Annotated in this window: 21 protein-coding genes; 13 read left to right on the forward strand and 8 right to left on the reverse strand. The window is 66.7% G+C overall.

Translation table 11 applies throughout. The features are described from left to right. The first annotated feature begins 120 nt into the window (after positions 1–120). Entirely contained in the window at positions 121–819 is a 699-nt protein-coding gene (locus AB0O71_RS00290; protein WP_363740578.1) for an endonuclease/exonuclease/phosphatase family protein, read from the forward strand. A gap of 31 nt (positions 820–850) precedes the next feature. Here AB0O71_RS00290 and AB0O71_RS00295 read toward each other — a convergent pair whose 3' ends face one another. The 3 genes from AB0O71_RS00295 to AB0O71_RS00305 form a co-directional block, all read right to left on the reverse strand. Next, positions 851–1,642, reverse strand: coding sequence for a GntR family transcriptional regulator (locus AB0O71_RS00295; RefSeq protein ID WP_363740580.1), 792 nt, complete (start codon positions 1,640–1,642; stop codon positions 851–853). A gap of 98 nt (positions 1,643–1,740) precedes the next feature. After that, on the reverse strand, positions 1,741–2,316 hold the full coding sequence (locus AB0O71_RS00300) for a MarR family transcriptional regulator (protein WP_363740582.1): 576 nt from the start codon (positions 2,314–2,316) through the stop codon (positions 1,741–1,743). Between the two features lie 5 nt (positions 2,317–2,321). Then, positions 2,322–3,968 carry a DHA2 family efflux MFS transporter permease subunit gene (locus AB0O71_RS00305; RefSeq protein WP_363740585.1) on the reverse strand — a complete coding sequence of 549 codons (1,647 nt, stop codon included), beginning with the start codon at positions 3,966–3,968 and terminating at the stop codon, positions 2,322–2,324. A gap of 149 nt (positions 3,969–4,117) precedes the next feature. Between AB0O71_RS00305 and AB0O71_RS00310 the strand changes: the two genes are divergently transcribed. Further along, complete coding sequence (locus tag AB0O71_RS00310; protein WP_363740587.1) at positions 4,118–5,296, forward strand: 5-(carboxyamino)imidazole ribonucleotide synthase; 1,179 nt, start codon at positions 4,118–4,120, stop codon at positions 5,294–5,296. A 26-nt stretch (positions 5,297–5,322) separates the two neighbouring features. Further along, positions 5,323–5,835 (forward strand): 5-(carboxyamino)imidazole ribonucleotide mutase, encoded by a 513-nt coding sequence (gene purE / locus AB0O71_RS00315; protein ID WP_363740589.1) that lies wholly within the window; start codon positions 5,323–5,325, stop codon positions 5,833–5,835. 65 nt (positions 5,836–5,900) lie between these two features. Here purE and AB0O71_RS00320 read toward each other — a convergent pair whose 3' ends face one another. Then, positions 5,901–7,016 carry a mannosyltransferase gene (locus AB0O71_RS00320; RefSeq protein ID WP_363740591.1) on the reverse strand — a complete coding sequence of 372 codons (1,116 nt, stop codon included), beginning with the start codon at positions 7,014–7,016 and terminating at the stop codon, positions 5,901–5,903. Between the two features lie 297 nt (positions 7,017–7,313). On the opposite strand from AB0O71_RS00320, the gene galE reads away from it, so the two are divergent. Genes galE through AB0O71_RS00335 form a run of 3 tightly spaced genes read left to right on the forward strand, consistent with a single transcriptional unit; the run spans position 7,314 to position 10,772 of the window. Then, positions 7,314–8,327 carry a UDP-glucose 4-epimerase GalE gene (gene galE / locus AB0O71_RS00325; RefSeq protein ID WP_363740593.1) on the forward strand — a complete coding sequence of 338 codons (1,014 nt, stop codon included), beginning with the start codon at positions 7,314–7,316 and terminating at the stop codon, positions 8,325–8,327. Further along, entirely contained in the window at positions 8,324–9,754 is a 1,431-nt protein-coding gene (locus tag AB0O71_RS00330) for an LCP family protein (RefSeq protein ID WP_363740595.1), read from the forward strand. The genes galE and AB0O71_RS00330 overlap by 4 nt, the downstream gene beginning before the upstream one ends. A 40-nt stretch (positions 9,755–9,794) precedes the next feature. Beyond that, positions 9,795–10,772 carry a glycosyltransferase gene (locus AB0O71_RS00335; protein ID WP_363740597.1) on the forward strand — a complete coding sequence of 326 codons (978 nt, stop codon included), beginning with the start codon at positions 9,795–9,797 and terminating at the stop codon, positions 10,770–10,772. A gap of 44 nt (positions 10,773–10,816) precedes the next feature. Here the strand turns inward: AB0O71_RS00335 and AB0O71_RS00340 are convergent, their stop codons facing one another. Beyond that, the gene (locus AB0O71_RS00340; RefSeq protein ID WP_363740599.1) at positions 10,817–11,350 is read right to left on the reverse strand and encodes an Rv3235 family protein; all 534 of its coding nucleotides are present in this window, start codon (positions 11,348–11,350) and stop codon (positions 10,817–10,819) included. A gap of 242 nt (positions 11,351–11,592) precedes the next feature. Here AB0O71_RS00340 and AB0O71_RS00345 point away from each other — a divergent pair, with 242 nt between their 5' ends. After that, the gene (locus AB0O71_RS00345; protein WP_363740601.1) at positions 11,593–13,104 is read left to right on the forward strand and encodes a histidine kinase N-terminal domain-containing protein; all 1,512 of its coding nucleotides are present in this window, start codon (positions 11,593–11,595) and stop codon (positions 13,102–13,104) included. A gap of 3 nt (positions 13,105–13,107) precedes the next feature. On the opposite strand, the gene AB0O71_RS00350 is transcribed toward AB0O71_RS00345, so the two are convergent. Together AB0O71_RS00350 and AB0O71_RS00355 are read right to left on the reverse strand one after the other, a co-directional pair. Further along, positions 13,108–13,557 carry a hypothetical protein gene (locus AB0O71_RS00350; RefSeq protein ID WP_363740603.1) on the reverse strand — a complete coding sequence of 150 codons (450 nt, stop codon included), beginning with the start codon at positions 13,555–13,557 and terminating at the stop codon, positions 13,108–13,110. Next, positions 13,554–15,257: a PspC domain-containing protein gene (locus tag AB0O71_RS00355; RefSeq protein WP_363740605.1), complete on the reverse strand. Its 1,704-nt coding sequence runs from the start codon at positions 15,255–15,257 to the stop codon at positions 13,554–13,556. The genes AB0O71_RS00350 and AB0O71_RS00355 overlap by 4 nt, the downstream gene beginning before the upstream one ends. A 113-nt stretch (positions 15,258–15,370) precedes the next feature. Between AB0O71_RS00355 and AB0O71_RS00360 the strand changes: the two genes are divergently transcribed. Together AB0O71_RS00360 and AB0O71_RS00365 are read left to right on the forward strand one after the other, a co-directional pair. Beyond that, the gene (locus AB0O71_RS00360) at positions 15,371–16,660 is read left to right on the forward strand and encodes a PspC domain-containing protein (RefSeq protein ID WP_363740608.1); all 1,290 of its coding nucleotides are present in this window, start codon (positions 15,371–15,373) and stop codon (positions 16,658–16,660) included. Beyond that, the gene (locus AB0O71_RS00365) at positions 16,657–17,328 is read left to right on the forward strand and encodes a response regulator transcription factor (protein WP_363740610.1); all 672 of its coding nucleotides are present in this window, start codon (positions 16,657–16,659) and stop codon (positions 17,326–17,328) included. The genes AB0O71_RS00360 and AB0O71_RS00365 overlap by 4 nt, the downstream gene beginning before the upstream one ends. A gap of 48 nt (positions 17,329–17,376) precedes the next feature. Here the strand turns inward: AB0O71_RS00365 and AB0O71_RS00370 are convergent, their stop codons facing one another. Next, positions 17,377–18,969, reverse strand: a complete 1,593-nt coding sequence (locus AB0O71_RS00370) for a phospholipid carrier-dependent glycosyltransferase (protein WP_363740612.1) — start codon at positions 18,967–18,969, stop codon at positions 17,377–17,379. A gap of 54 nt (positions 18,970–19,023) precedes the next feature. On the opposite strand from AB0O71_RS00370, the gene AB0O71_RS00375 reads away from it, so the two are divergent. From AB0O71_RS00375 to AB0O71_RS00390, 4 genes are all read left to right on the forward strand, one after another. Next, positions 19,024–20,811, forward strand: a complete 1,788-nt coding sequence (locus AB0O71_RS00375; protein ID WP_363740614.1) for a proline--tRNA ligase — start codon at positions 19,024–19,026, stop codon at positions 20,809–20,811. 290 nt (positions 20,812–21,101) lie between these two features. Beyond that, positions 21,102–21,395, forward strand: a complete 294-nt coding sequence (locus AB0O71_RS00380) for a WXG100 family type VII secretion target (protein WP_090146735.1) — start codon at positions 21,102–21,104, stop codon at positions 21,393–21,395. Positions 21,396–21,489: 94 nt separating this feature from the next. Beyond that, complete coding sequence (locus AB0O71_RS00385; RefSeq protein WP_363740617.1) at positions 21,490–21,804, forward strand: hypothetical protein; 315 nt, start codon at positions 21,490–21,492, stop codon at positions 21,802–21,804. Further along, positions 21,801–23,879, forward strand: a complete 2,079-nt coding sequence (locus AB0O71_RS00390; protein WP_363740619.1) for an alpha/beta hydrolase — start codon at positions 21,801–21,803, stop codon at positions 23,877–23,879. The genes AB0O71_RS00385 and AB0O71_RS00390 overlap by 4 nt, the downstream gene beginning before the upstream one ends. The last annotated feature ends 582 nt before the right edge of the window (positions 23,880–24,461 follow it).

The following is a 24,461-nucleotide window of genomic DNA, read 5'->3' on the forward strand; positions in this document are numbered from 1 at the left end:
ACGTTCATGAAGCTGAGCGATTTGTCAGCCATGACACGCTGACTCCACAGCCGGCCGGGCGTAGGGTGTCTTCTGTTGGGCTGCCGATCGGCCCTGCACGACCCCATGGAGGTACGCGATATGAAGGTCATCAGCTATAACCTGCGGAAGAACCGCGCCGTCAGCGAGCTCGATGCGCTCACCGATGACCACGGCGTTGATGTGCTCTGTCTGCAAGAAGCTGAAGCCATCGCACTCCCAGCCCGACTCGGGCACCTTTCGCTCGTGCATGCAACCGAGCGAAACCGCCTCGGCCTCGCGATGTATGTGCGAGACGAGCGCTTTCACGCGCGCTCGGCGCACACCTTCCAGCTCAAGAAGTCGCTGCACGACCGACTGCTCGCGCCCGCGCACGAGCGTCTGCTCGGTGTTCGGCTGCACGACTCCGAGCTGCAGCGCGACCTGGTGGTCGCGTCGTTCCACGCTGCCCCGCTCACGGCGCTGAACTCCCTGCGCCGACACCAGATTCATGCCGCCCTCGCCGAGCTGCGCCAGCTCGGCCCCGGCCTGCCTGCGCTAATGGTGGGGGACTACAACTACCCGGTGTTCAAGGGACGCCTTGACACCGAGATGCGCGACACCGGGTACGAGCTGAGCCTCAGCGACAAGCGCACATATACGCGCTACAAGATGTTCCGAGGCCACTTCGATTTCGCGACCTCGATGGGCCTCGACATCGACAGCGTGCGCACCCTCGATCGCGGCACCTCCGATCATCTGCCCATCATGGTCACTGCCTCGATGTCAGACATTCTTGCCGCTCAGCCGGTGGCGGCCTGACCCCGACACGGTGGCAGGCGGCGCCTTGCCGCTAGTGGTTCGCGCCCTCATACACCGAGAGCAGACCGCTCGCAGGGGTAGCCGTGTGACGGGACAGGTGGTTGCGATGCTTCGCGCTGTTCTCGACGACGAACGTCGCCATGGTCGGCAGATACCGATCGTCGGCGCTCTCGATGACGGTGCCGTACTCGTTGTAAGCAAGCCGGCGCACGCGCAGTAGCGGGCTTCCTGGAGCGATATGCAGTTGCTCGACCTCGAGGGGGTGCGCCGCGATGGCATCGATGACATGGCGAGCGCGCATGGGCACGATCCCGACGTTGGCAAGCGCCTGCGTGACGCTGCCGTGATGGAAATCGGTGCCGAGTAGATGCTTGCCGATCTCGTACGGAAAGAGCGATCGCTCGAGCATCGCGGGCTTTTCGTCGAGGTAGCGCACGCGAATGATCTCGATCACCGGCGAGTCCGGCGCGATCTGCAGCTCGCGTGCGCACTCCTCGGTGGCTGAGCGGCGACTCGCCTCGATCACACGCTGACCGGGCGTCAGCCCGAGCTCACGGGCCCATTCGCTGAACGAGATGAACGTGTCGAACGACTGCGGGGGAGCCGTGTGCTGCACACGGGGCGGGGTGCCGCGACCACCCACGATCATGCCGTCGGCGCGCAAGGCTGCGAGTGCCTGCCGCACGGGTCCGCGAGAGGTGCCGAACTCGGCGATCAGCGACTTCTCGCTGGGAACCTTGTCGCCGGGTTGCCACGCGCCCGTTCGAATGCGGTGGATCATCTCCTCGTACAGCTGCACGTGAAGTGGCGATGAGCTCGTCATGTTGCCACTGTATAAGTCACAACTTGGTTACGGTCGCCCGGGCGGTAACGGCTGTGTGAACGGTGGGCGACCGACGGGTGAGCGCGGAGCGGCCGGGATCAATCTGCGGCAGAAGGTGCCGGATCACCATCCGTCTGCGCAGAGTCGGCGCCATCTGCAAGACCGCGGTGATCACGCGCCCGCCGCGCATTCGGGCTCTCCGCACTCGAACTCTCCGCCGAGGCGTTGAAACGGTGGAGCGCTGAACGCAGCTGCTCGAGTTCGCTCGAACTCCAGTCGGCGAATCGCTCATGATACGCGTGCGCCCACTTCTGCCGAACCGCTCCGAGCAGCTCTTCGGCCTTCGCGCTCGGGGTGAGCAGCACGACCCGGCGATCCTCGAGGGCGGATTGCGTGTCGACCAGGTCGAGCTCGCGCAGCTTGGCGATCTGCCGACTCACCATGGCCTTGTCCATGTCGAGCATCTGACTGATTCCCGTCGCGGTAATCGGCCCTTTGCGCAGAATCAACTGCAGCATCATGATTCCGACACCCTTGAGCTCGGGGTCCACTTCTTCTGCGTACCGCGCCCACCGGGTGCGTGCGAAGGCGAACACTTCGGAGAACTCCGCGATGATGTCAGAGATTCGATCGTTGTGCGCAACGTCGGGTGCGGTCTCGCTGGCATCGTGCATAGGTACTAGTGTGCCGCGCCGAGCTCGGCATCGCGCTCGGCGCGCTGGAGATCGGCGCGCTGCTGGGCCGCGCTCTTCGAGCTGAGCGGGATGTTCGGGATCAGCGCGATGGCGACGATGGCGACGATCGCCACGGGTGATGCTGCGAGGAAGATGTCGCCGATGCCCCGCCCGTACGCGTTCTCGACAATCCCGCGAATGGGGGCCGAGAGTTCGCCGAGCTTCGGGATCGCTCCTCCGTCGAGCGCCGCGGCGCCGGCCGCAGCAGCCGGATCGGTCTGCGCGAGCTTGCGCACGCCCTGCGAGATGAAGTCGACGATCTGGCTCGAGAGCATCGCCCCCATCGCCGACATGCCGGCGGTCCCGCCGATCGTGCGGAAGAATGTGACCGCCGAACTCGAGACGCCGAGTTCGTTGGGCGATACCGTGTTCTGCACGACGAGCACGAGATTCTGCATGCACATTCCGACGCCCGCGCCGAGCACGAACATCGAGATGCCGACGTACCAGAACGAGGTGTCTGAGCGCAACTGGCCCATGAGGAGCATGCCGACGAGCAATATGACCGACCCGGATACCATGTAGCGCTTCCACTTGCCCGTGCGGGTGATCAGCTGCCCGACCAGCGTCGACGCGATGAGCACGCCCGCCATCATGGGAATCGTGAGCAGTCCCGATTCGGTCGGCGTCTTGCCCCGAGCGAGCTGCATGTACTGGCCCAAGAAGACCGAGGTGCCGAACATCGCGAGACCGACCGCGATCGACGCGATGACCGACATGGTGAATGTGCGGTTCGCGAAGAGATGCATGGGAATCAGCGGCTCAGGGGAACGGACCTCCACGAACACTGCGGCGACGAGCAGGAGCAACCCTCCGCCGACCATTGCAACGGTCTGCCACGACCACCAGTCGAACTGCGTACCGCCGAGGGTGACCCAGATGAGCAGACTCGCGAAGCCGACCGAGATGAGCGCGGCGCCCAGGTAGTCGATCGTCACCTTGCGCTTCTCGGTGTGCAGATGCAGCGTGCGCTGCAGCACGACGATTGCGACGATCGCAATGGGAGCCGCAACGTAGAAGTTCCAGCGCCATCCGATCGCATCGGTGATGGCCCCGCCGAGCAGCGGGCCGCCGACCGTGGAGATCGCCATGATGGCGCCCATGATGCCCATGTACTTGCCGCGCTCGCGCGGGCTGATGATCTCGGCCAGAACGATCTGGCCGAGTGCGCCGAGACCGCCGGCGCCGAGACCCTGGAGCACGCGGAACCCGATGAGCCACGCCGAGTCGGTGGCCGTGCCCGCGAGCGCCGATCCGACCGTGAAGAGCACCAACGAGATCTGCAGCAGCATCTTCTTGCTCGTCAGGTCGGCGAGCTTGCCCCAGATCGGGGTCGAGATCGCCGAGGCGAGCATCGTCGCGGTCACCACCCAGGTGTACGCTGCCTGGCTCCCGCCGAGGTCGGCGATGATGATCGGCATCGACGTGCCGACCACCGTTATCGACAGCATCGACACCGCCATGCTCAAGAAGAGGCCGGTGAGGGCCAGGTTCTTGGCTCGGCCGGTCAGAATGCCGTCGCTGCTCGTGGCGACGTCTGCGGGGCCGGGAGAGGTTCGCGACGATTTCGCGGTGGCTGGTGTAGCGCTCATGCGGTGGGCGGGATCCTTCGCGGGTCGGCGTATTAGTTGATAAACGTCAACTGTACTCATCTAGTTGATGTGCGTCAACTAACCCGTTCGGCGGCGCAGAATCACTCGGCGCGCGATGCGGCAGAATGGAGGGGTGGGCCGGCGCTGCAATGCGCGGCCGAAGTGAATCCGAGAGGCGAGACGTGACGCATAACGGCAGCATCAAGATCGGTGTGATCGGTGGCGGGCAGCTCGCGCGCATGATGGTTCCCCCTGCGATTCATCTGGGCCTGCGCATCAGCGTGCTCGCCGAGAGCGAGGGATCGAGCGCCGAGCGCGCCGCCGACGCCGTCGGCGACTACCGCGATGCCGAAACCGTGTACGCGTTCGCCGACACCGTCGACGTGGTCACCTTCGATCACGAGCACGTGCCGCAGGCGATCCTCCACGAACTCGAGGCGCGCGGAGTCGCCGTGCATCCGCGCCCTGCCGCGCTGCAGTACGCGCAAGACAAGATCGTCATGCGCGAGAAGCTCGCCGAGCTCGGCGTGCCCATTCCCGACTGGACAGCGGCCGCCGACGAGATCGAGCTCCAGACCTTCCTCGATGCGCACGGCGGACGAGCCGTGGTGAAGACCGCGCGCGGCGGGTACGACGGGAAGGGCGTGCGCGTCATCTCGGACGTCGCCGAGGTGCGAGACTGGTTCACCGCCCTCGCCGAAGACGGGAACGGCGGGTTTCTTCTGGTCGAAGAGCTCGTCGACTTCGTGCGCGAACTCTCACAACTGGTAGCCCGGCGCCCGAGCGGCGAAACTCGCACGTGGCCCGTGGTCGAGACGATCCAGCGCAACGGCGTCTGCGCCGAGGTGCTCGCGCCGGCCCCCACCGACCGGCCCGCGGTGCTCGAAGAGGCCGCCGGCATCGGGGCCGCCGTTGCCGAGGGTGTCGATGTGACGGGCGTGCTCGCCGTCGAGATGTTCGAGACTCGGGACGGTCGGGTGCTCGTGAACGAGCTGGCCATGCGTCCGCACAACTCGGGCCACTTCTCGATCGAGGGCTCGGTGACCAGCCAGTTCGAACAGCACCTGCGCGCGGTTGCAGACCTGCCGCTCGGCGACACCTCGATGACCGCGCCGGCTGCGGTGATGGTGAACGTGCTGGGCGGGCCCGCCGAGGGCTCGATGCCGGTGCGGTACGCCGAAGCGCTCGCGGCGCACCCGCGGGCGAAGTTCCACAGCTACGACAAGCAGCCGCGTCCCGGGCGCAAAGTCGGGCACGTCACGGTCACCGGCGACCAGCTCGACGACGTGCGCGCGGAAGCAGTCGCAGCCGCTCAGCACTTCGCGTGATCCAGCGCGCCGATACGATGGAGGGCATGGCTGAAACCTCCGCGCCCCTCGTCGGCGTCATCATGGGATCCGATTCCGACTACACGGTGATGACTGACGCGGTGCAGGTGCTGCGCGAGTTCGGTATCGCGCACGAGGTCGAAGTGGTCAGCGCGCATCGCACGCCCGACAAGATGGTGTCGTATGCTCGCGAGGCTGCCGGCCGCGGCATCCGTGTGATCATCGCCGGTGCCGGCGGTGCCGCGCACCTCCCCGGCATGGTCGCCTCGATGACCACGCTCCCGGTGATCGGCGTGCCCGTGCCACTCGCGAAGCTCGACGGGCTCGATTCGCTGCTGTCGATCGTTCAAATGCCCGGCGGCATTCCCGTGGCGACGGTATCGATCGGTGGTGCGAAGAATGCGGGCATTCTCGCGGCGCGCATTCTCGGACCCTCCGATCCCGAGCTCGCCCAGCAGCTCGCGGACTACGCCGACGGACTCACTGCGGCGGTGGGGGAGAAGAACGACGCGCTGAAAGCACGCATCGCCGCCGAGTAAATGCGCTTCGCCGCCGAGTAAGCGCGTCGTCGCCGAGGACGCGGTTCCGGCGCGGCACCCGCGCGTTAGAGATTCGCGTGGGTCTCCCACAGGTGCCATGCCGACGCGCGCCAGCTGAATCCTCGGCTGCGGTCGCATGCCAGCACCGTGAGCGTTGGCAGTGCGCCCGACTGGCCGATCAGGCTGCTGTACTCCTGCGCGAAGGTCTCGGCGGTGTCGCCCGAAACGCCGGCGTCGAGCACGAGCTCCTCAGTCGCCGGGTGTCCGGCGTGCACCACGGGCACGGCCGCGCCGAGTGCTGCGAGCACCGTGTACCCGGTTCCCGCGAACGCCTGCGGCTGCGCCAGCACGACAGCCGCGGCGAAAACCGCGCCAACGTCGGAGAGGTCCGTGACGCGCACGGAGTGCACGCGCCCCTGCAGGTCTTGCGGCACCTCGAGAACGGGATCGCGATCCTTCTCTCGAGTCGCCGCCCCCTGCGGGTCGAGGCCCTCGAGCACGACGAGCGGCGGAAGGCCCGCGTCTGCCCGCATCGCGTCGAACACCCATTCGAGGCGGCCGTGCTCGCCGAGACGGGCCGTAGTCACTGCGAAGCGATCAGGCAGGCCCCATGCCGCGCGGCGCTCAGCGGCGTCTGCGGGAGCCGCGAACGCGGTCGGCGGAGCCAGCGGGAAGACCTGCACCGGCAGATCGCCGCCGTACTGCTGCTGCAGCACTCGGGCCGTCGCGTGAGTCGGGGTGAGGATGATATCGGCGTGTTTGACCGCGCGGCGCGCGAAGGCGCGGAAGAGACGCGCCTGCGAATTGCCGAGCAGAGCCGGAGCCTCCCAAGCGATGCTGTGAGGAATGGTGACCGAGGTCTGCGAGCCGTCGTCTTCGCCGCGAGAGCGCAGTGGCATCATCGGGGTGAGGGCGTGTACGAACTCGCCGTCGAGCGGACGGGCGGTCGCGCCGTTCTGCCACACGAGCGGAAGCACACTGGCTCGCAACGGAAGCACCTCGGTCGAAAGACGCGGCGTGGCGAAGGTCGGTACGTCGCCGCCGCGGGCAAGCAGGTACCGCGCACTGCAGCTGCGCGGAGCCGTTTCGGCGACCGCCTGAGCGAGGTCACGGGCCGCGGAAGCGTGGGCCGCCGCCTCCCAATCAGGGAACGGGTCTGCGATGAGGGTGAGCGTCGCCAATCGATCTCCCCTCGAATCGTCCGTCACGTGCGCGCGGAACGAGCCCGCACTCCACATTGTATGGAATGCAATGCTGTGAGCGGCTGTGCGCCACGTCGGAAACCGCTGGAGTGAGACGTAATCGCAACAATTCGGGGCGCGCTCCGAGTTTTCCGCGTGGGCCGTGCGTGCATGCGCGCCGCGCAAGCTCGGATTTCTGCGGTGAGAGCGCTGCCGCAGCGCATTCGTTCTGCGCAAACCCGCCCATTGCGGTGCGGCTTGAGCATTCCTCCACGATCCGCGAAGTACCCTGTCCCCATGCGTGTTTTGTTGACAGGCGGCGCCGGGTACATCGGCTCGCACACCGCACTCGTCCTGATCGAGCGCGGCCATGACGTGATCGTGCTCGACGACTTCTCGAACAGCAGCCGTGAGGCGGTGCGGCGCGTCGAGGAGTTGAGCGGCGCATCGATCCAGATCGTCGAGGTCGACCTCGCTGATCGGGGCGCCGCTCGAGGCGCGCTGCAGGGCGTGGCGTTCGACGCGGTCATCCACCTCGCAGGGCTGAAGGCGGTGGGAGAATCAGTGGCGCAGCCGACGCGCTACTACCGGGTGAACCTCGACTCCACGATCGGGCTGCTCGACCTGCTGCGCGAGCGCGACGTCACGAACTTCATCTTCAGCTCTTCGGCGACGGTGTACGGAGACCCCCAGTACGCGCCCGTCGACGAGTCGCACCCCGTCGGTGTCGGCGTGACGAACCCGTACGGATGGTCGAAGTTCATGAATGAGCAGATCGTGCGCGATGCGCAGGTCGCATGGCCCGAACTCGGCGCGGTGCTGCTGCGCTACTTCAACCCGGTCGGCGCGCACCCATCAGGGCGTATCGGCGAAGATCCCAGCGGGATCCCGAACAACCTCATGCCGTTCATCGCGCAGGTGGCGGTGGGCAAGCGCGAGCGGCTCAGCGTCTTCGGCGACGGCTATCCCACGGTCGACGGCACCGGCGTGCGCGACTACATCCACGTCATGGATCTCGCCGAGGGGCATGTCGCGGCGCTCGAGCACAACTCGGCGGGCGTCTCCACGTACAACCTCGGATCGGGCGTCGGGTCGAGCGTGCTCGAGGTTGTGCACGCGTTCGAGGCGGCCTGCGGCAGGCCGATCCCGTATGCGATCGAGGCGCCGCGATCGGGTGACGTCGCCGAGACGGTCGCTGATCCGTCGCTCGCGAACACCGAGCTCGAGTGGCGCACGACCCGCGACCTCGCCGAGGCCTGCCGCGATTCCTGGACCTGGCAGTCGCTGAACCCTGCCGGATACCGCGCATGACCCTCGATCTCGAGCGGCCGCTGCGCAATCCGGATCTGGCTTCCGAGCCGCTCATGAGCAAGCGAGCCCGGTGGCTCGTGATTCTGGGCTTCGTGCTGCCCGGAACCGCTCAGGTGGTCGCCGGCAACCGCCGCCTCGGGAGATTCGGCCTCATCGCCACCGCCATCCTCGTGGTCTCGGCCGTGATCGCGGGCGTGAGCTTTCTGCTCGCGCGCACCGCGACGCTCACCTTCTTCACGAACAGCATCGTGCTGCTCATCGTGCAGTGGTTGCTCTTCATATATGCCGTGATCTGGGTGGTGCTGGGCATCGATACGCTGCGGTTGACCAGACTCGTGCGCGTGCAGCGCGGGTGGCGCGTTCCAGTCGCGATGCTCTCGGTGCTGCTCACCATCGTCCCCGCCGCTGGCGCCGCGTGGGCCGGAAACGCCGTCGGCGCTGGTCGCGGGCTCATCGGCGACCTCTTCCGCAGTGCGCCGGCCGTCGCGCCCGTCGACGGCCGGTACAACATTCTGCTCCTCGGTACCGACGCGGGGTCCGACCGGGAAGGCCTGCGTCCCGACAGCATCTCGCTCGTCAGCATCGACGCCGAGACCGGGCAATCGATGATCGTCGGACTGCCGCGCGAGCTCAAAGACACCCCGTTTCTCGAGGGATCGCCGCTTGCCCCGGTCTACCCGGAGGGATACTGCGACGAGGTCAACAACTACGAGATCGTCGACGGTGGCGGGTACTACTGCTTCACCACGGGCAACCTCAACTCGCTCGTCACCGAGCTGGAGGACTCGGGATCGCCGTCGTACGACGGCATGTACGCCGATGCCGTCTCTCAGGGTTCATCGCCGGGCATCGAGGCGACCAAGGATGCGGTGTCGGGAGCGACCGGGCTCGAGGTGCAGTTCTACGTGCTCGTGAATATGGACGCTTTCGAGAGTCTCATCGATGCGCTAGGCGGCATCACGATCAACGCTCAAGAACGATTGCCGATCGGCGGCCAGATCGACGAGATGACCGGCGAGCTGATCGGTGTCGAGGGATGGATCGAGCCGGGCGAGCAGCAGATGGACGGGTTCACCGCGCTCTGGTACGCGCGATCGCGCTACGGGTCGGCCGACGGCGACTACGCGCGCATGCAGCGCCAGCGCGAACTCCAGTCGGCGATTCTCGCCCAGATGAACCCGCAGAACGTGCTCACGAGATTCCAGGAGGTGCTCTCGGCGGGATCGCAGCTCGTGGACACCGACATTCCCGATTCGATGCTCGGCCGCTTCGTCGACCTGGCAGCCGACGCCCGCGGTTATGAACCGGTGAACGTCGAACTCGTGCCGCCGGCGATCGACCCGGAGAACCCGGACTGGGCGATGATCCATCAGCTCGTCGCCGACGGCGTCGCGGCCGCGTCCGCGCCCGAGGAAGACGCGGGCTAGACTTGCCGGGTTTGCTCGAAATACGAAGGAGACGGATCGCATGCGTGTGACCGCCGTGCTGGTGGCCTACAACCGACGAGAGCTGTTGCGGGAATCCCTTGCAGCGCTCGCCGCGCAGAGTCGACCCGTCGACCGTCTCGTGGTCGTCGACAACGCCTCCGATGACGGCTCCGTCGAGGTCGCGGCTGAGATGCTCGAGTCGTGGGGTGAGCGGGCTCGACACATCGAGCTCACCGAGAACACGGGCGGCGCCGGCGGATTCGCGACGGGTATCGCCGCCGCGGTTGTCGAGGACGACACCGACTGGGTGTGGGTGATGGACGACGACACCGTGCCGGGGCCTGATGCTCTGGCGGGTGCACTGGATACCTACGAGCGCTATCGTGACTCCGGGCCCGACGACCTCGCGATCATGGGATCGCGGGTGCTCTGGACCGACGGTGAAGACCATCCCATGAACACGCCGAAGCCGAAGATCCGGGCCTCCGATGCCGAACGGGCGCGGGCCGCGTCAGTGGGCGCGATGGAGATCCGTTCGATATCGTTCGTCTCCGCCTTCTTGCGCGCCGCCCGCGTGCGAGAGCAGGGGCTGCCGATCGCGGACTACTTCCTGTGGAATGACGACTTCGAGTACTCGGCGCGTCTGCTTCGGGGTGCGCGGGGGCTCTACGTGCCGGCTTCAGTGGTGACGCATCGCACGGTCAAGCGCGGTTCGAGCGACCAGGACCCCGGGCAGCGCTTCTTCTACGAGGTGCGCAACAAGCTCTGGGTGTTTCGCAGAAGCCCGGCGCTCTTCTGGTGGGAGAAGCTGCTGTATTCGGCGGCGACCGCACGACGCTGGTTCCGCACGTTCCGCGCCTCGCGCGATCGTGCGCAACTGCGGGACTGCCTGCGGCGCGGTTGGGCTGCCGGATGGCTTCGTGCGCCCCGCTCGACGCGTGATGTGCTGCGCAATGCCGGCATGCCCGTCGACGTCATGTACGAGGTCGAACAGCTGTCGCGATTGAACGATCGGTAGCTTCGCGGCAGAGCCGACACGCCCCGGCACCGCGCGCACTGCCGTCACAGCACCGTGATATCGGTTGCTCGCCAGCGTTCCCTGCGGTGCTCGAGGCGGATCGCGACCACCGTCGAGCGCACTTCGGTGTGGAGCACCACTGTGGCTTCGATGACGTGGGGGAGTGGGGTGCAGAGGTGCGCGCGGCCCGGCGTCGCGATGCGGCGTCGACGATCGCGCGTGAGCGACTCCCGCTCAATGCGCAGCGCGCGCCGAGCCCGCAATGCTGCAGCGACCTCCGGAGTGATCCAGCCGCCGAACTGCGCCACGGAGCGTACCCCCTCGAGCACTTCGAACGCGTACACGGCGAGACGCTGCACAAACGCGTGGGCGGGCGGAGCGACCGGCGGGCCGTTGAGGATCGCAGCGCCTCCATCCGTCGACTCCCGTGATCGACGACGTGCGACGTTCGGCAATGCTGTGCGATCGGCCGACTTCGGCACCGCGCGAAGATGACCGCGCTCGGTGTGCTGGGGCTGCGCCGGGGGCACCGCTCGCAGGGCACGTTCGGGTTCGGGGGTCGAAGCAGATGCGGGCATTGCGGTCCTTTCGAACGGATCCGCGCGCCGCTCCCATTGCGACTCACCCTCACTGCACTGCCGGATTCCAGATGATGTGGGCATCACTGTACGCACGTCGCACTGTGGGCTGTCAAGAGACCGGAGAGGGGTGGGCGCGAAAGCGCGATCCGGCACCGTTTGCTCAGAGAAGTGAGCATCAACTGCGCTATCGGGCCGGTCTCACAGCGCTGCTCCCGGATCGCGTGCTCTAGTCTGGGGTCGTGGCTACACTGCGCAATCTTGCAACGAAGTACTCGTCTCTCGACGAAGAGGAAATCGAGTGGCTCGAGCTGCTCACGCTCGACCTGCGGTTGCTCGCCGACCTCGCGCTCGGCGATGTCGTGCTCTGGGTACCGACGAGTGATGAGAACTACCTCGCCATCGCCCACAGTCGCCCCGCTGGCTCAGTGACGCTCTTCTACCGCGATGTCATCGGAGATCTGCTGCGGGCCGACTGGCGCGAGCTCGTCGACGAGGCGATGTCGAGCACGAACCCGACGGTCTCCACCTCGCCGGCGTGGTACGAGGAGAACCCGATGCGCCTCGCGGCCTTCTCCGTCAGCCGCACCGACGCCGAGGGCGAGGTGCAGGGGCCTTTCGCAGTGATCACCGTGCACACGAGTGTCGCCGATACGCAACCGGCATCGCGCATCGGCGCGGCGTTCCGCGAGGTCGCGGCCGATCTGCTCGGCATGATTCAGAAGGGCATGTTCCCGGTGCCAGGGAGCTCGCGCGGCGGTGAGCAAGGAGCCCCGCGCGCGGCGGACGGACTCGTGCGCATCAATCTGGACGGGGTGGCGACGTTCGCGAGTCCCAACACGCAGACCACATTCTCCGCCCTCGGATTCCGCGACGAGATCGAAGGCGAGAACTTCAGCGAGGTCGTCGCCGACATCGTGAAGGGTCAATTCGATACCAACGAATCGCTGCCGTTGATCGCGCAGGGCAAGATCGCGAAGCGCACCGAGGTCGATACGCACGGCCACACGATCACGCTGCGTTCGATCCCGGTATTCCGCGACGGCGCCCGTGTCGGCGGCATCGTGCTGACTCGTGACGTGACCGAGCTGCGCCAGCAGGCGCAGGAACTCATCACCAAGGACGCGACGATTCGCGAGATCCACCACCGCGTCAAGAACAACCTGCAGACGGTCGCGTCGCTGCTCCGAGTGCAGGCCAGGCGTGCACGCAGCGAGGAGGCGAAGCAAGTGCTAGGTCAGGCCATGCGTCGCGTCGCGGCCATCGCCGTGGTGCACGACACGCTCTCGACCGGGCTCTCGCAGATCGTGGACTTCGACAAAGTCTTCGACCGGGTGATCGGGCTCGCCGCCGAAGTGGCCAGTCTGCACAACACGACGGTGCACCCGCACAAGGAGGGCGAGTTCGGCGAGCTGCCGTCGGAGTATGCGACGCCGCTCGCACTCGCGCTCACCGAGATCGTGACGAACGCGGTGGAGCACGGGCTCGCGGGCCGAGAGGGCGAGGTGTTCGTCACCGCTCGGCGTACCGACGAGCAGCTCACCGTCGAAGTGATCGATACGGGCACTGGGCTTCCTGGGGGAACCGTCGGTGACGGACTGGGCACCCAGATCGTGCGCACGCTGATCGAAGGGGAGCTCGGCGGGAACATTACCTGGGGCCCGGACGCCGCGGGCGGCACCCGGGTCGCAATCCAGGTGCCGCTGCACTGGATCTCAACGCAGACTCGCGAGATTCCGCGGGTCTCCGGGTAGGTCTCAGGGCCTGCGCGCCGTATCTCGGCGTCCGCGGATCACCACGGCAAAACCGACACCGAGCAGCAGCACACCCAGCCCGATGATGGTCGCCGTGATCCAACCCGCCGGATCGAGCCCGCCGCCGCCGAGCACCTGCTGCATCATGTACCCGCAGAAGACGAGGATCAGCGCTCCCCAGACGATCGGTCCCGTGCGGGGGCCCGGTCGGGCCGGCGTGCGCTCGCCCGCCTGACTGCTCGGTGCGGGTGGTGCCGCCTTCCGACCATTCGCCTCGCTCCCGCTCGCAACTCGTTCACCTGAGCTCGGTGCACCCTGCATCGGCGAATCCTGCATCGGTGCGCCCTGCATCGCCGCGGGCTCGGGTTCGATGTGCTGCGGGGGCGGCGGTGTGAGCGGAATCCGAGCCGTTGCGTCGTCTGCCGGTTCAGGGTGCCTCGAGTCGCCGTTCATCGGTTCATCTCCATTTCCAGTGCTTCGAGTTCTTGCTCTGCGCTCTCGCGCTCGGACTCCAGGCTGCGACGCTCTGAAGCGTTGAGATCAGGTTCCGAGAGCTTCCAATCGATGACAGCGAGATCATCGTTCAACTGCTCCGCTCGTTCTTCCAGACGCCGCTCGGCTTCCGGGTCACCGTCGGGGCTCACCGTCCCGGGTCGGGAGCCGTCGAGCTCGGAATCGGCCCCGCCGCCCTCCACATCGACACTGCCGGCGAGCAGCGTCACCGTGACAATGCTCGCGGCGCTCGACTCGCCGGAGGTGACGTTCGACCGGATCTCTCGGGAGATGAAGGGCCCGCTCGTCGTGACCTGAGCATCTCGAGAAGTGTCGAGGTCGGTGCGGCCAGATTCATCGATGCGTCCGGCGAGCATGCGCACGTGCACGATGACCGGCGCTGATTCGGGGAGCTCGATGGTGCTCCGCCCTGCGAGCAGCCACACTTCGAGGTCATCGGCTTCGTCGGCTCTGGTCTCGATATCCCTCAGATCGACGGTCGTGTTCCCCGCGAGTACCACGGCACCGGTATCGGCTCCGCTCACATGCAGATTGCCGAACGGTTGGAAGCGGGTGCCCCAGGGGAGCACAACGGTGATGAGCAGTGCGACCACGCCGCAGAACGCGAGGAAGCCGACCCAGCCGGTGTGCCGACCGCGCGTACCGGCGACGATCAACGACAGCGCCAGTACCGCGACCGCTGCGATCAACCCGGTGATGAGCGCAGCGGGGGCCACGCTCTCGAACGGAAGCGGCTCGTCCAACGATGATGTCCAGAGCGCGGTGAGCCCGCCTGCGAGGAGCGCGAGCGCCAACGTGATCACTGTGTGGGCGGCACCCAGTCGATGGGCGTCGTGGTGCTCCGCGTAACGGGCGCTCCACGCTTCGGTCTGCTCGCCGACTTCTCGCCCCCATTTGTCGGCGGCAGCACCTGCACGGCGGCCCCAGTCGGCAGCATCTCGTGCGACACGGTCGGCGCTCTCGCTCGCCCGCGCCGCGAACGAGTCGGCAGAATCGGCGGGGTCGTGAGTGCCGCGGGCGTACTCGTGGTCGGCAGCGCGATTCGCGTGATCCGGATCGGCCCCGGTCTCGGCCGTCGTCGCGTCTTCGGCGCCGAACGCCTGACCGCGATGTTCGCGACCGCGCTTCAGCACGACGCTTCGCACCCAGAAGAAGCCGAGCACGAGGATCGCAATCCAGGACAGCCATGCAATGGTCGCCGTGACCCACCCGGGAATGCCGAGTGACCCCCACACGCCCCAGCTCCAGACGCTGAACAGCGGGTATGCGTCTCCGGGGCTGAGCGCACCGATGATTCCGGGAATGATGACGACAGCCGCGAGGATGACGGCGGCGACGATCATCCCCGTCTCTGCTCGCCCCCGAACGATCTCCTCCACGTGGATGCGACCGTTCGGGTCGGGCAGCAGAAGCCAGCCGATGAGATAGAGCAGAATGCCAGGGCCGCCGAGCAGTGCGAGCACGACGAAGATGCCCCGCACGATGATCGGGTCGATTCGTAACCGGTGAGCGATGCCGGCGGCGACGCCGGCGAACCAACCATCGGCGCTGCGAGTGACGCCGAGGCCGCGCAACCAGGTGAAGAAGCCATGGCCGGCGGGAGGCCCGGCTGGGCCTGACGGGGGAGGTGTGGTGTTCATGGTTCGAGTCTGGCCGAGCCCGCTGCCTACTGCCATGGGGGATCACCCTGATCCTTCCCTGATCCCCTCACCCCGAGACCCCGATGGGGGCGATGACCTGCTTTGATGGGGTCATGGCTGACGTTCCCCTCACCCGCTCGCGCGACGACCGGGTGCTCATGGGCGTCTGCGGCGGGCTTGGCGCGCACCTGGGGGTGTCGCCTCAGACGGCGCGCATCGCGATGCTCGTGCTCACCGCGCTCGGCGGCGCGGGAGCCGTGCTGTACCTGTGGCTCTGGGCAACCGTGCCGTGGAACGGTGACGACGCCGGGGTCGTACCGCTGCGACGGGCGCTCACGCGACCGGCTGCACCAGCATCGCCCGAGTCGACATCACCCGCCGCCGAGCCACCGAGTGTGCGTCGAGCCCGCTGGCCCATCGCCGAACTCCTGCTCGGGTTCTGCCTGCTGCTCGCGGGAGCCGGCCTCGTGCTCGAGCGCCTCGGCGTGCAACTGCGCCTCGAGTTGCTGCTCCCCGCGCTCGCCGTGCTCGTCGGCGTGGGCCTCACCTGGTGGCAGATCGCCGATCGCGACAGGCCCGACCGCAATGCGCTGCCCCGGGCGCTCGGGGCGCTCGCACTCGTCGCCGTGGGCGTGCTGATGTTCTTCATCACCGCCAGGGAGCCGAACACCTGGACCGTCATCGGTGCCGCTCTGGCGGTACTCGCCGGCGTTGCACTCGCCGTGGCGCCCTGGCTGCTGCGCATCAATCGCGAGTTGATGGCCGAACGAGCGGCCCGAGCCCGGGAGGCCGAGCGATCGGATATCGCCGCGCATCTCCACGACTCGGTGCTGCAAACCCTGGCGCTCATTCAGCAGCGGTCAGAACCGGGCAGCGAGGTCGCACGCATCGCGCGAGGTCAGGAGCGCGAGTTGCGAGAATGGCTCTTCCGAGCCGCCGATGGTGCGACGCCGCAGCCGCGGGAGGCCGTCGACGCCGAACTTCGCGCCCACGCCGCGGCGCTCGAAGCGGAGCATGCAGTGCGTTTCGAGGTCGTCGCTGTCGGAGCGGGCGAGGGGCTCATCGCGCCCGGTCCCATCGTCGCCGCGGCGCGCGAGGCGATGCTGAACGCGGCGAGGCACGCGGGGGGCGACGTGACGGTCTACCTCGAGGCGACTCAGGATCGCGTGGCCATCGACGTCACCGACCGCGGCGCCGGACTCGACCCGAACAACCTTCCCGAGGGGAGGATGGGCGTACGCGAGTCGATCCTCGGCAGAATGGAGCGCGCCGGCGGCGAGGCGCGTATCGTTCGTGGCCCGGGTGGTGGCACGTCGGTGCGGCTCGGAATGCCCCGGGAGACTCCGGCCGAAGCTGCGAGCGAGTCCCACCCAGAGACCGCCCAGAGCAAGGAGACCCGATGAACCGTGGAGCAGAAGCGATCCGCATCGTCATCGTCGATGACCACCAGATCTTCCGCACGGGGCTGCGCGCAGAGCTCGGCGACAAACTCGAGGTCATCGGAGAGGCAGCGAACGTCGACGATGCTGTCGCCGTGGTCGGTGCGAAGAATCCCGACGTCGTGCTGCTCGACGTGCACCTGCCCGGAGGAGCTGGGGGCGGGGGCGCTGAGGTGTTGCAACGTCTCGCCGGGCGACCAGAGACGCGGGGAATCCAAGTGCTCGCCCTCAGTGTGTCCGATGCTGCGGACGATGTGGTCCAGGTCATTCGCGCCGGCGCCAGGGGGTACCTGACCAAGACCGCATCCGGGGCCGAGGTGACCGCAGCGGTCGTGCGGGTGCACGGCGGAGACGCGGTGTTCTCGCCGCGGCTCGCAGGGTTCGTGCTCGACGCGTTCGGCACGGGAGGGGGCGAGACCGCGGTGCAAGACGACGAGCTCGATCGCCTCTCGGCCCGCGAGCAGGAGGTCATGCGAATGATCGCCCGCGGATACGCCTATAAGGAGGTCGCGGCCGAGCTGTACCTCTCAGTGAAGACCGTGGAGACTCACGTATCGAACGTGCTGCGCAAGCTGCAGTTGTCGAACCGTCACGAACTCACCGCGTGGGCGCTGTCGAGGCGTCTGCTCTGAGCCCGGGCCGAGGCGCATCATGCGCTCGTCCGCGCGTTCTCCGGCCGGCTACTGCCAACCGGGCAGCCAGAGGTGGGCTCGCCAGAACCACTCGGCCATCGGTGCCCCGGACCAGGTCGGGAAGAACAGCGCGGCGAGCGCGACGCAGGCCGCGAGGAAGATCGCGACCGCGATCCGGATGCCGAGCATGGTCTCAGGCGACCCGCGGCCCGGGCCGGTGAACTCGCTTCGGAACGCGGTCAGATGCGAGTTCGGAGTTTCGGCGCTCGCCGCAGCACGCTGATTGTCTCGAAGGGGGCCGAGCCGAGGGCGGATCGACACCCGGCACAGGAGCGCGAGTGCGAGCGCGAGTGCGAGTGCGGAGAACGGCGTCAGTACCACGGTGTAGAACTGGAAGACCGCTGACCGCGAGACGGTGAGCACCCAGGGCAACCATCCCGAAAGATAGCCGACGACCACGAACATTCCCGCGGTCACCACCGGATCTGGCCCTCGCCGCGCGCGCACGACGATCACGCAGACGAGCGCGAGGAGTGCGACTACGCCGCCCCATGTCACGAGCGGGTTCGGCAGCGGTGAGACTGCTGCCACGCAGGCCGACCACGGGCAACCCTCATCCGACCCCCAGTGCGTCTCGTACATCCCCGTCGGCCGGAGTGCGAGCGGCCACGTCAGCGGATGCGACGCGTACGGGTGCGGGGCGCTGAGGGTGCGATGCCATTCGAGCATCTGGGAGTGATACTGCAGCAGTGCGGGCCACCACCCTTCACCGGCGGTGCGCGCCCATCCTCCCGGATGCAGGATCCAGCCGGCCCAACTCACGAGGTACACGAGCACGGCCGTGGGGAGAGCGACCAGCCCGGCGAGCGCAGCTTGCCGCGTCGCGCGCCGCACGGCGTGGCGTTCGCGGGCGAGCAGACGCATGACGAGGTCGCGCACGGTGATGAAGATGAGGAAGGCGGCGAGCGGATACAGGCCGGACCACTTGATGGATGCCGCAGCTCCGAAGGCCGCCGCCGCTGCGAGCAGCCAGGGGCGGTGCCAGAGCACGGGCACCCGGGTCGGCGGTGCGCTGGAGGCGCCCGCCGGATCCTGCACGGCCGATCGCGCCGCAGTCCACTCCATGTCGAGCCAGATGCACAGTGCACCGAACGCGACGGCGAGGGCAAGAAAGCCGTCGAGCAGGCCCACGCGCGTGAGCACCACGTGCACGCCATCAACCGCCAGGAGCAGGCCCGCGACGCATGCCACGGCGAAGCTCCGGGTGATGCGCCAGCCGAGGAGCATCGTGACGGCCACCGTGAGCACCCCGGCGAGCGCGACGGCACTGCGCCACCCCCAGCCGCTCCCCGGGCCGAACGCGAGAATACCGAGGCCGATGAGCCATTTGCCGAGTGGCGGGTGCACCGCGTTCGACGGATCGTCGGTGAACCCGAGTGCCCGCGAGCCACTCATGTCGGGCTCGTCATCGGGCCAGGTTGTTGGGAAGCCGTGCGCGAGCTGACTGATCGCATCGCGCACGTAGTACAGCTCGTCGAAGACCAGCGTCCCGGGCCTGCCGAGCGCCCAGAACCGAAGCGCAGCAGCGATCCCCAGCACCAGTGCCGGTGCGAGCCAGAGGAGCCAGCGGGATCGCGTCACGGGTCCAGCGTACGGCGCGCCTCCGACAGAGGCGGCGGGGACTACGATGGTGGGGTGATCACCCGCCTCAGCTCCTACTTTCTGAAGACTCTTCGCGAGGATCCCTCCGATGCGGAGGTGGCGAGCCACCGGCTCCTCGTGCGAGCGGGATACATCCGGCGCCAGGCTCCGGGAATCTTCGGCTGGATGCCGCTCGGCCTGCGGGTGAAGGGCAAGCTCGAGGAGATCATTCGCGAGGAGATGGTTGCCGCGGGTGCGCACGAAGTGCACTTCCCGGGCCTGCTGCCGCGCGAGCCCTATGAGGCGACCGGGCGCTGGGACGAGTACGGTGATGCACTCTTCCGCCTGCAGGATCGCCACGGCGCCGACTACCTGCTCGCTCCCACTCACGAAGAGGTCTTCACCAACATGGTGAAGGACATCGTGACGTCGTACAAGGATCTGCCGCTCACGCTGTTCCAGATTCAGGATAAGTACCGCGACGAAGCGCGCCCCCGCGCCGGCCTGCTGCGCGGTCGCGAGTTCACGATGAAGGATGCGTACTCGTTCGACGCCACGGATGAGGGGCTGAACGCGAGTTACGAGCGTCAGCGCGACGCCTACGAGCGCATTTTCACCCGGCTCGGGCTCGAGTACGCGATCGTCTCGGCGGACGCCGGAGCGATGGGGGGATCGCGCAGCGAGGAGTTCCTGCTGCCGACGCCGATCGGCGAAGACACCTTCGTGCGCTCTGCAGGAGGATATGCCGCGAATGTCGAGGCGTACCGCACACCGGTTCCCTCGGCTCTTCCGTGTGATGATGCGCCGGCAGCCGTCGTCTACGACTCGCCCGAGACCCCGACTATCGACACGCTGGTAGCGCACACCAACGCTGCCCTGCCCCGCGACGATGGTCGCGAGTGGACCGCGGCCGACACGCTGAAGAACCTCGTGCTCGCGGTGACGCCCATCGGCGGCGAGCGCGAGATCGTGGTCGTCGGCCTCCCGGGCGACCGCGACGCCGATATGAAGCGTGCCGAGGTGGCCTTCCCCGGCGCCGAGGTGGAGCCCGCGACCGCCGCGGATCTCGCGCGCCACCCGGGCCTCGTGAAGGGGTACATCGGTCCCGTGCGGATCGATGACCAGGGTGGAATCACCGCAGTGCTCGGCGCCGAGAGCGCCACGGGGCTGCGATACCTCGTTGACCCCCGTATCGCCGTCGGAACGGCGTGGGTGACCGGTGCAAGCGTGGACGAGCAGCACGTCGCGCATCTCGTGTACGGGCGCGATTTCCACGCAGACGGAGTCGTTGAGATCGCCGACGTGCGCGACGGCGATCCCGCCCCCGATGGTTCGGGCCCCATCGAGACCGCGCGCGGTATGGAGATCGGGCACATCTTCCAGCTCGGCCGTAAGTACGCCGAGGCGCTCGGGCTCAAGGTGCTCGATGAGAACGGCAAGCTCGTCACCGTGACCATGGGCTCCTACGGCATCGGTGTCACTCGCATCATGGCGATTCTGGCCGAGCTGCACCACGACGACCGCGGGCTGATCTGGCCGGAGGCCGTTGCTCCGTTCAACGTCCACGTCGTCGCAACCGGCCGCGACGCCGCCGTCTATGAGATCGCCGAGTCGCTCGTCGAGACGCTCGATGCGGCGGGCGTCGAAGTCATTTTCGACGATCGCCCCAAGGTCTCACCCGGCGTGAAGTTCGGCGATGCCGAGCTGCTCGGGGTGCCGCGCGTAGTGGTCGTCGGTCGCGATGCAGCCGAGGGGTTCGCAGAGGTGTGGGATCGCGCCGCCGGTACGAAGGAGAAGGTCGCTCTGTCAGAGGTGCCGGGACTCTTCGGCGTGCGAGCGTGATGTAACGGTAGCGGCTTTCGAGTCGTGGAGGCTGACGGGGTGTTGCTGCAGGTGCAGCGGCACCCCGTTTTCTCGTTGATCGCGCGGAGTGTATTCCAGAACCACGGCATCGCATCGCCGCTCATACCGGAGTGCTGCCCATCACATACCGCAGTTATCCACAATCTTGCCGAGTGCCGTGCCATGTCGCCTCGCGACTCCCTACGGTGGAAGTCATCTCCCGGACACCCCGGGCGATGACCATCAGCAGTGACGCGAGCCGGGGGGATCGCGCGAGAGAGAGGATCCCCATGGCCAATATCAACGTGACGTACGGCGAGATGGAGCAAGCTGCTTCGCAGCTCGGTACCGGGCGCGACGAGATCACCGAGAAGCTCCGAGCGCTGCAGATGCAGATCAACAATCTCGTGACCTCCGGCTTCGTCACCGACCAGGCGTCGGGCAAGTTCAACGCGGCCTACAACGACTACACGACGAGCGCGAACACCGTTGTGCAGAAGCTCTCCGAGATTCAGACCTTCCTCACGCAGACCGCGAATGCGATGCGCGAGATGGACGCGCAGATCGCGGCGAAGATCAACTGACGCGCTTCGGCGCGGCCCGCAGCTGCGGCCGAGCTCCGGTGGCCGGGGCTCGTCGCGCGCTGCGGGTCGCGTCGAGCCTCCATGGAACGAGGGAATGACGATGCCTGATGGCCTGAAGGTTTCAGATGCGGTGCTCGAAGCGGCAGCCGTACATCTCGCCGCCGCCTCGCGAGTGATGATCGAGGGCAACGCAGCATTGCCTTCGGGCCCACCCGCGACGTTGACAACCTTGGGCGACGACATCATGCGCTTCGTGAGCGGACTCTCGACATCGAGGCTCGCTCTCGCCGACGCCGCGAAAACCGCGAGTATGAGCGTTGCCGGGGTGATGCAGGACAGTTCTGAGTTGGACGCGCGTCTGGCGAACGCCCTGCATTCGGGCTTCGCCGTGAGAAGGCCGACGCGATGACCATCTTCGTTCCCCAAGAGGCTGCGGCAGTGCTCGAAGGCACACCCGTGTTCGGCTCGGTCGAGCAGATCACAGCGATCGGGCGGTACGTTCAGGACGTATCCGCCGACACCATGCAGTACTCGACCGACGTGCAGAACGCGCAGTTCACCCTCCAGACGGAGCGGAGTTCGGCACTCGAATCGATCACTGCGAAACTTCGCGAAGCATTGCTTCCGGGGGCGAACGCGGCGTTCCGATCCGCCGAAGACGCGAAGCGGGCTCTCGATGCTTACGCATCCGAGGTCGATCGCATCCACGCGAGCGCCCGCAGCGCTCGCGAGCAAACAGAGGAATCGTTGTCCGAGATTCGTGTGTCTGCGGCGCAGATCGAGGACATCGCCTCACTCATTCGCGTCGACGCCCCGTACGCGTGGGATCACGGCGCGCCGGGTGTCATGCCGCAGCCGCACCTCGGCCCGCGCGCTGGGGAGCTCGATGCCGACGAGCAGGACGCCGTCGTGCAGCAGCTGCGTTCTATGCATGAGCACGATTGGACGCGCGTCGCATCGATCTGGCGGAACGCGATCGAGTCGATCGAGGAGGCGAAGCGCGTTTGGGTGAATCTCATCGGCGAGCGCCGACGTGCTGAGGAGCGTCTCTCCGGTGCCCTCGCCGACACTGCGATCGGCCAGTTGATCAGCGTCAGTTCGGGCGATGCCGAATCGCGCACATTCACGATCGCCGTGTCGATGACCGGAGAGCTGTGGGGTGTGAGCGACGACGTACCGCAGACGTCGAAGTCGCACCCATTGCTCAAGAAGCTGATCGGTACCGAATCGGGAGAGCGCGTCTGGGAGGATCCGCCGGATCCGGCGGAAGTCGCGGCGGCATGGGCGGCACTCGAACCCGCCGAACGCGATCGCCTGATCGAAGAAACTCCCTGGGTGATCGGCAACCTTCCTGGCCTCCCCTTCGAGGTGCGAGATGCGGCGAATCGCAAGATGGTCGAGTTCTATCAGCGATACCCGCAAGCGATGACCCCGGAGCAACTGGCACTGATGGCGGACATTCGGGAGATCTCAAAGCGTGAAGAAGAGCAAGAAAGGTCGTTCGGCAAGGGAAGACCACCAATTCAACTCGTAGCACTGGATATGACCGGCGAAATGCCCATGGCGGCGGTGGGATATGGCGATCTTGACACGGCAACAAGTGCGACCTGGCAAGTCGCAGGGATGAACAGCGACGCTCATCTCGCACTCGAAGGTTGGGACGAGGCGAGCCGAAACGTCTACAACGAGCAAAACAACGTCGCTCCTTTGCCGGGTTCCAATGCCGTGGTCGCATGGCTCGGCTATGACACCCCGAACATGCCGACGACCGGTGACTTCGGCGTGCTGGACGTGAAAGCTGCGCGGGCTGGAGCGCCGCGGTTCGCGGCGGAACTCGAGGGCCAGCATGCGGCGCGTAGTATCAGCGATTTCGACCCACCCTTCGTGACCGTAATCTCACATTCGTACGGCACCACCGTGGCGACAATCGCACTGACGCAGCTGAGCGTGGATCATCCAGTGGACGCTCTCGTGATGCTCGGTTCCGCAGGCCTTGACACCGAGCTCGTGCCCTCATATGACGCGCTTCGGGTCAAAGACCTCGAACCGGGCCAAAAGGCCATTTTCACGACGTTCGCCGAAGGGGACGCGATCGCCCCGTTCGGCGCAGGGCTCTCGCGTCGCGGGCAGCCGAACCCGGGCGCGACGGATCCCTTCAGTCAGTATCTTCGGAGCCCGGTTTACGAAGGCGGACTCTCATTCTCCTCAGAGGGAGACCCGGGTCGAGGTCTTGAGGCGAGTGACGGGCACTCCGTCACTGGCGAGGGACCACGGGCTTCCTTTATGGGCGGTACCGCGTCTGAGGGTCACGGCTACCTCGACCGAAAGACACAGGTGCTCGAGACCGTTGCGAAACTCTCGATGGGTTTGATCGATGCGGAACTTCGGGAGTCGTTTACCCGAACCGAAGGATCATGCGTCGAGGTCATTACCGGAATGGACGGAACGGAAATGCCGCGACGAGTGAAATGCGAGAGCAAATGAAGATGTTTAGGATTTGCGGCCGGCGTGCCGCAGTCGTTGCGGCTGCGGCCATGGTGGTGCTGACAATGTCGAGCTGCATGCAGGAGGTGCCGATCGTGTCACTCGAATCGGGAAATGAGACGACGAACATGACCTTAGGCGAGCAGCGCGAATGGGTCGGAGAGCAGTTCGACATTGCGATCGACGCGAGTGGTGTCGAGGAAGGCTGGTTCGACATCTATGACGATAGCGTCGTGTGGGCGCCTCACCACCCAGAACACAGAGAACGGATACTGCAGTCATCTCTGCCTCGAAAGTGCGGTTCGGGTGGCCGCTTGGTTGAGTCACTAAAGAACACAGGCGCAGAGGACCCGTTCGAAGCGGCCGATCGGGTGCGCGCGTTCTGGGAATCAGAAGGGTGGGCGGTCTCGAACATCCGTTCGTATGAGTCGGATCCTTACTTTCGCGCCGATCGGGAGGATGGAGCAGTTCTTGCTTTTCGAGCTTCGACGGACGGAATGTCGTTGGAGATCGAGACAGCCTGCTCCGTGCACGGCACGGTGACGAACTGGCAGTACCGCGACGAGGAGAAGAACGAGTTCA

The organism is Leucobacter sp. NPDC077196 (genome assembly GCF_040687075.1).
GTDB lineage: Bacteria > Actinomycetota > Actinomycetes > Actinomycetales > Microbacteriaceae > Leucobacter.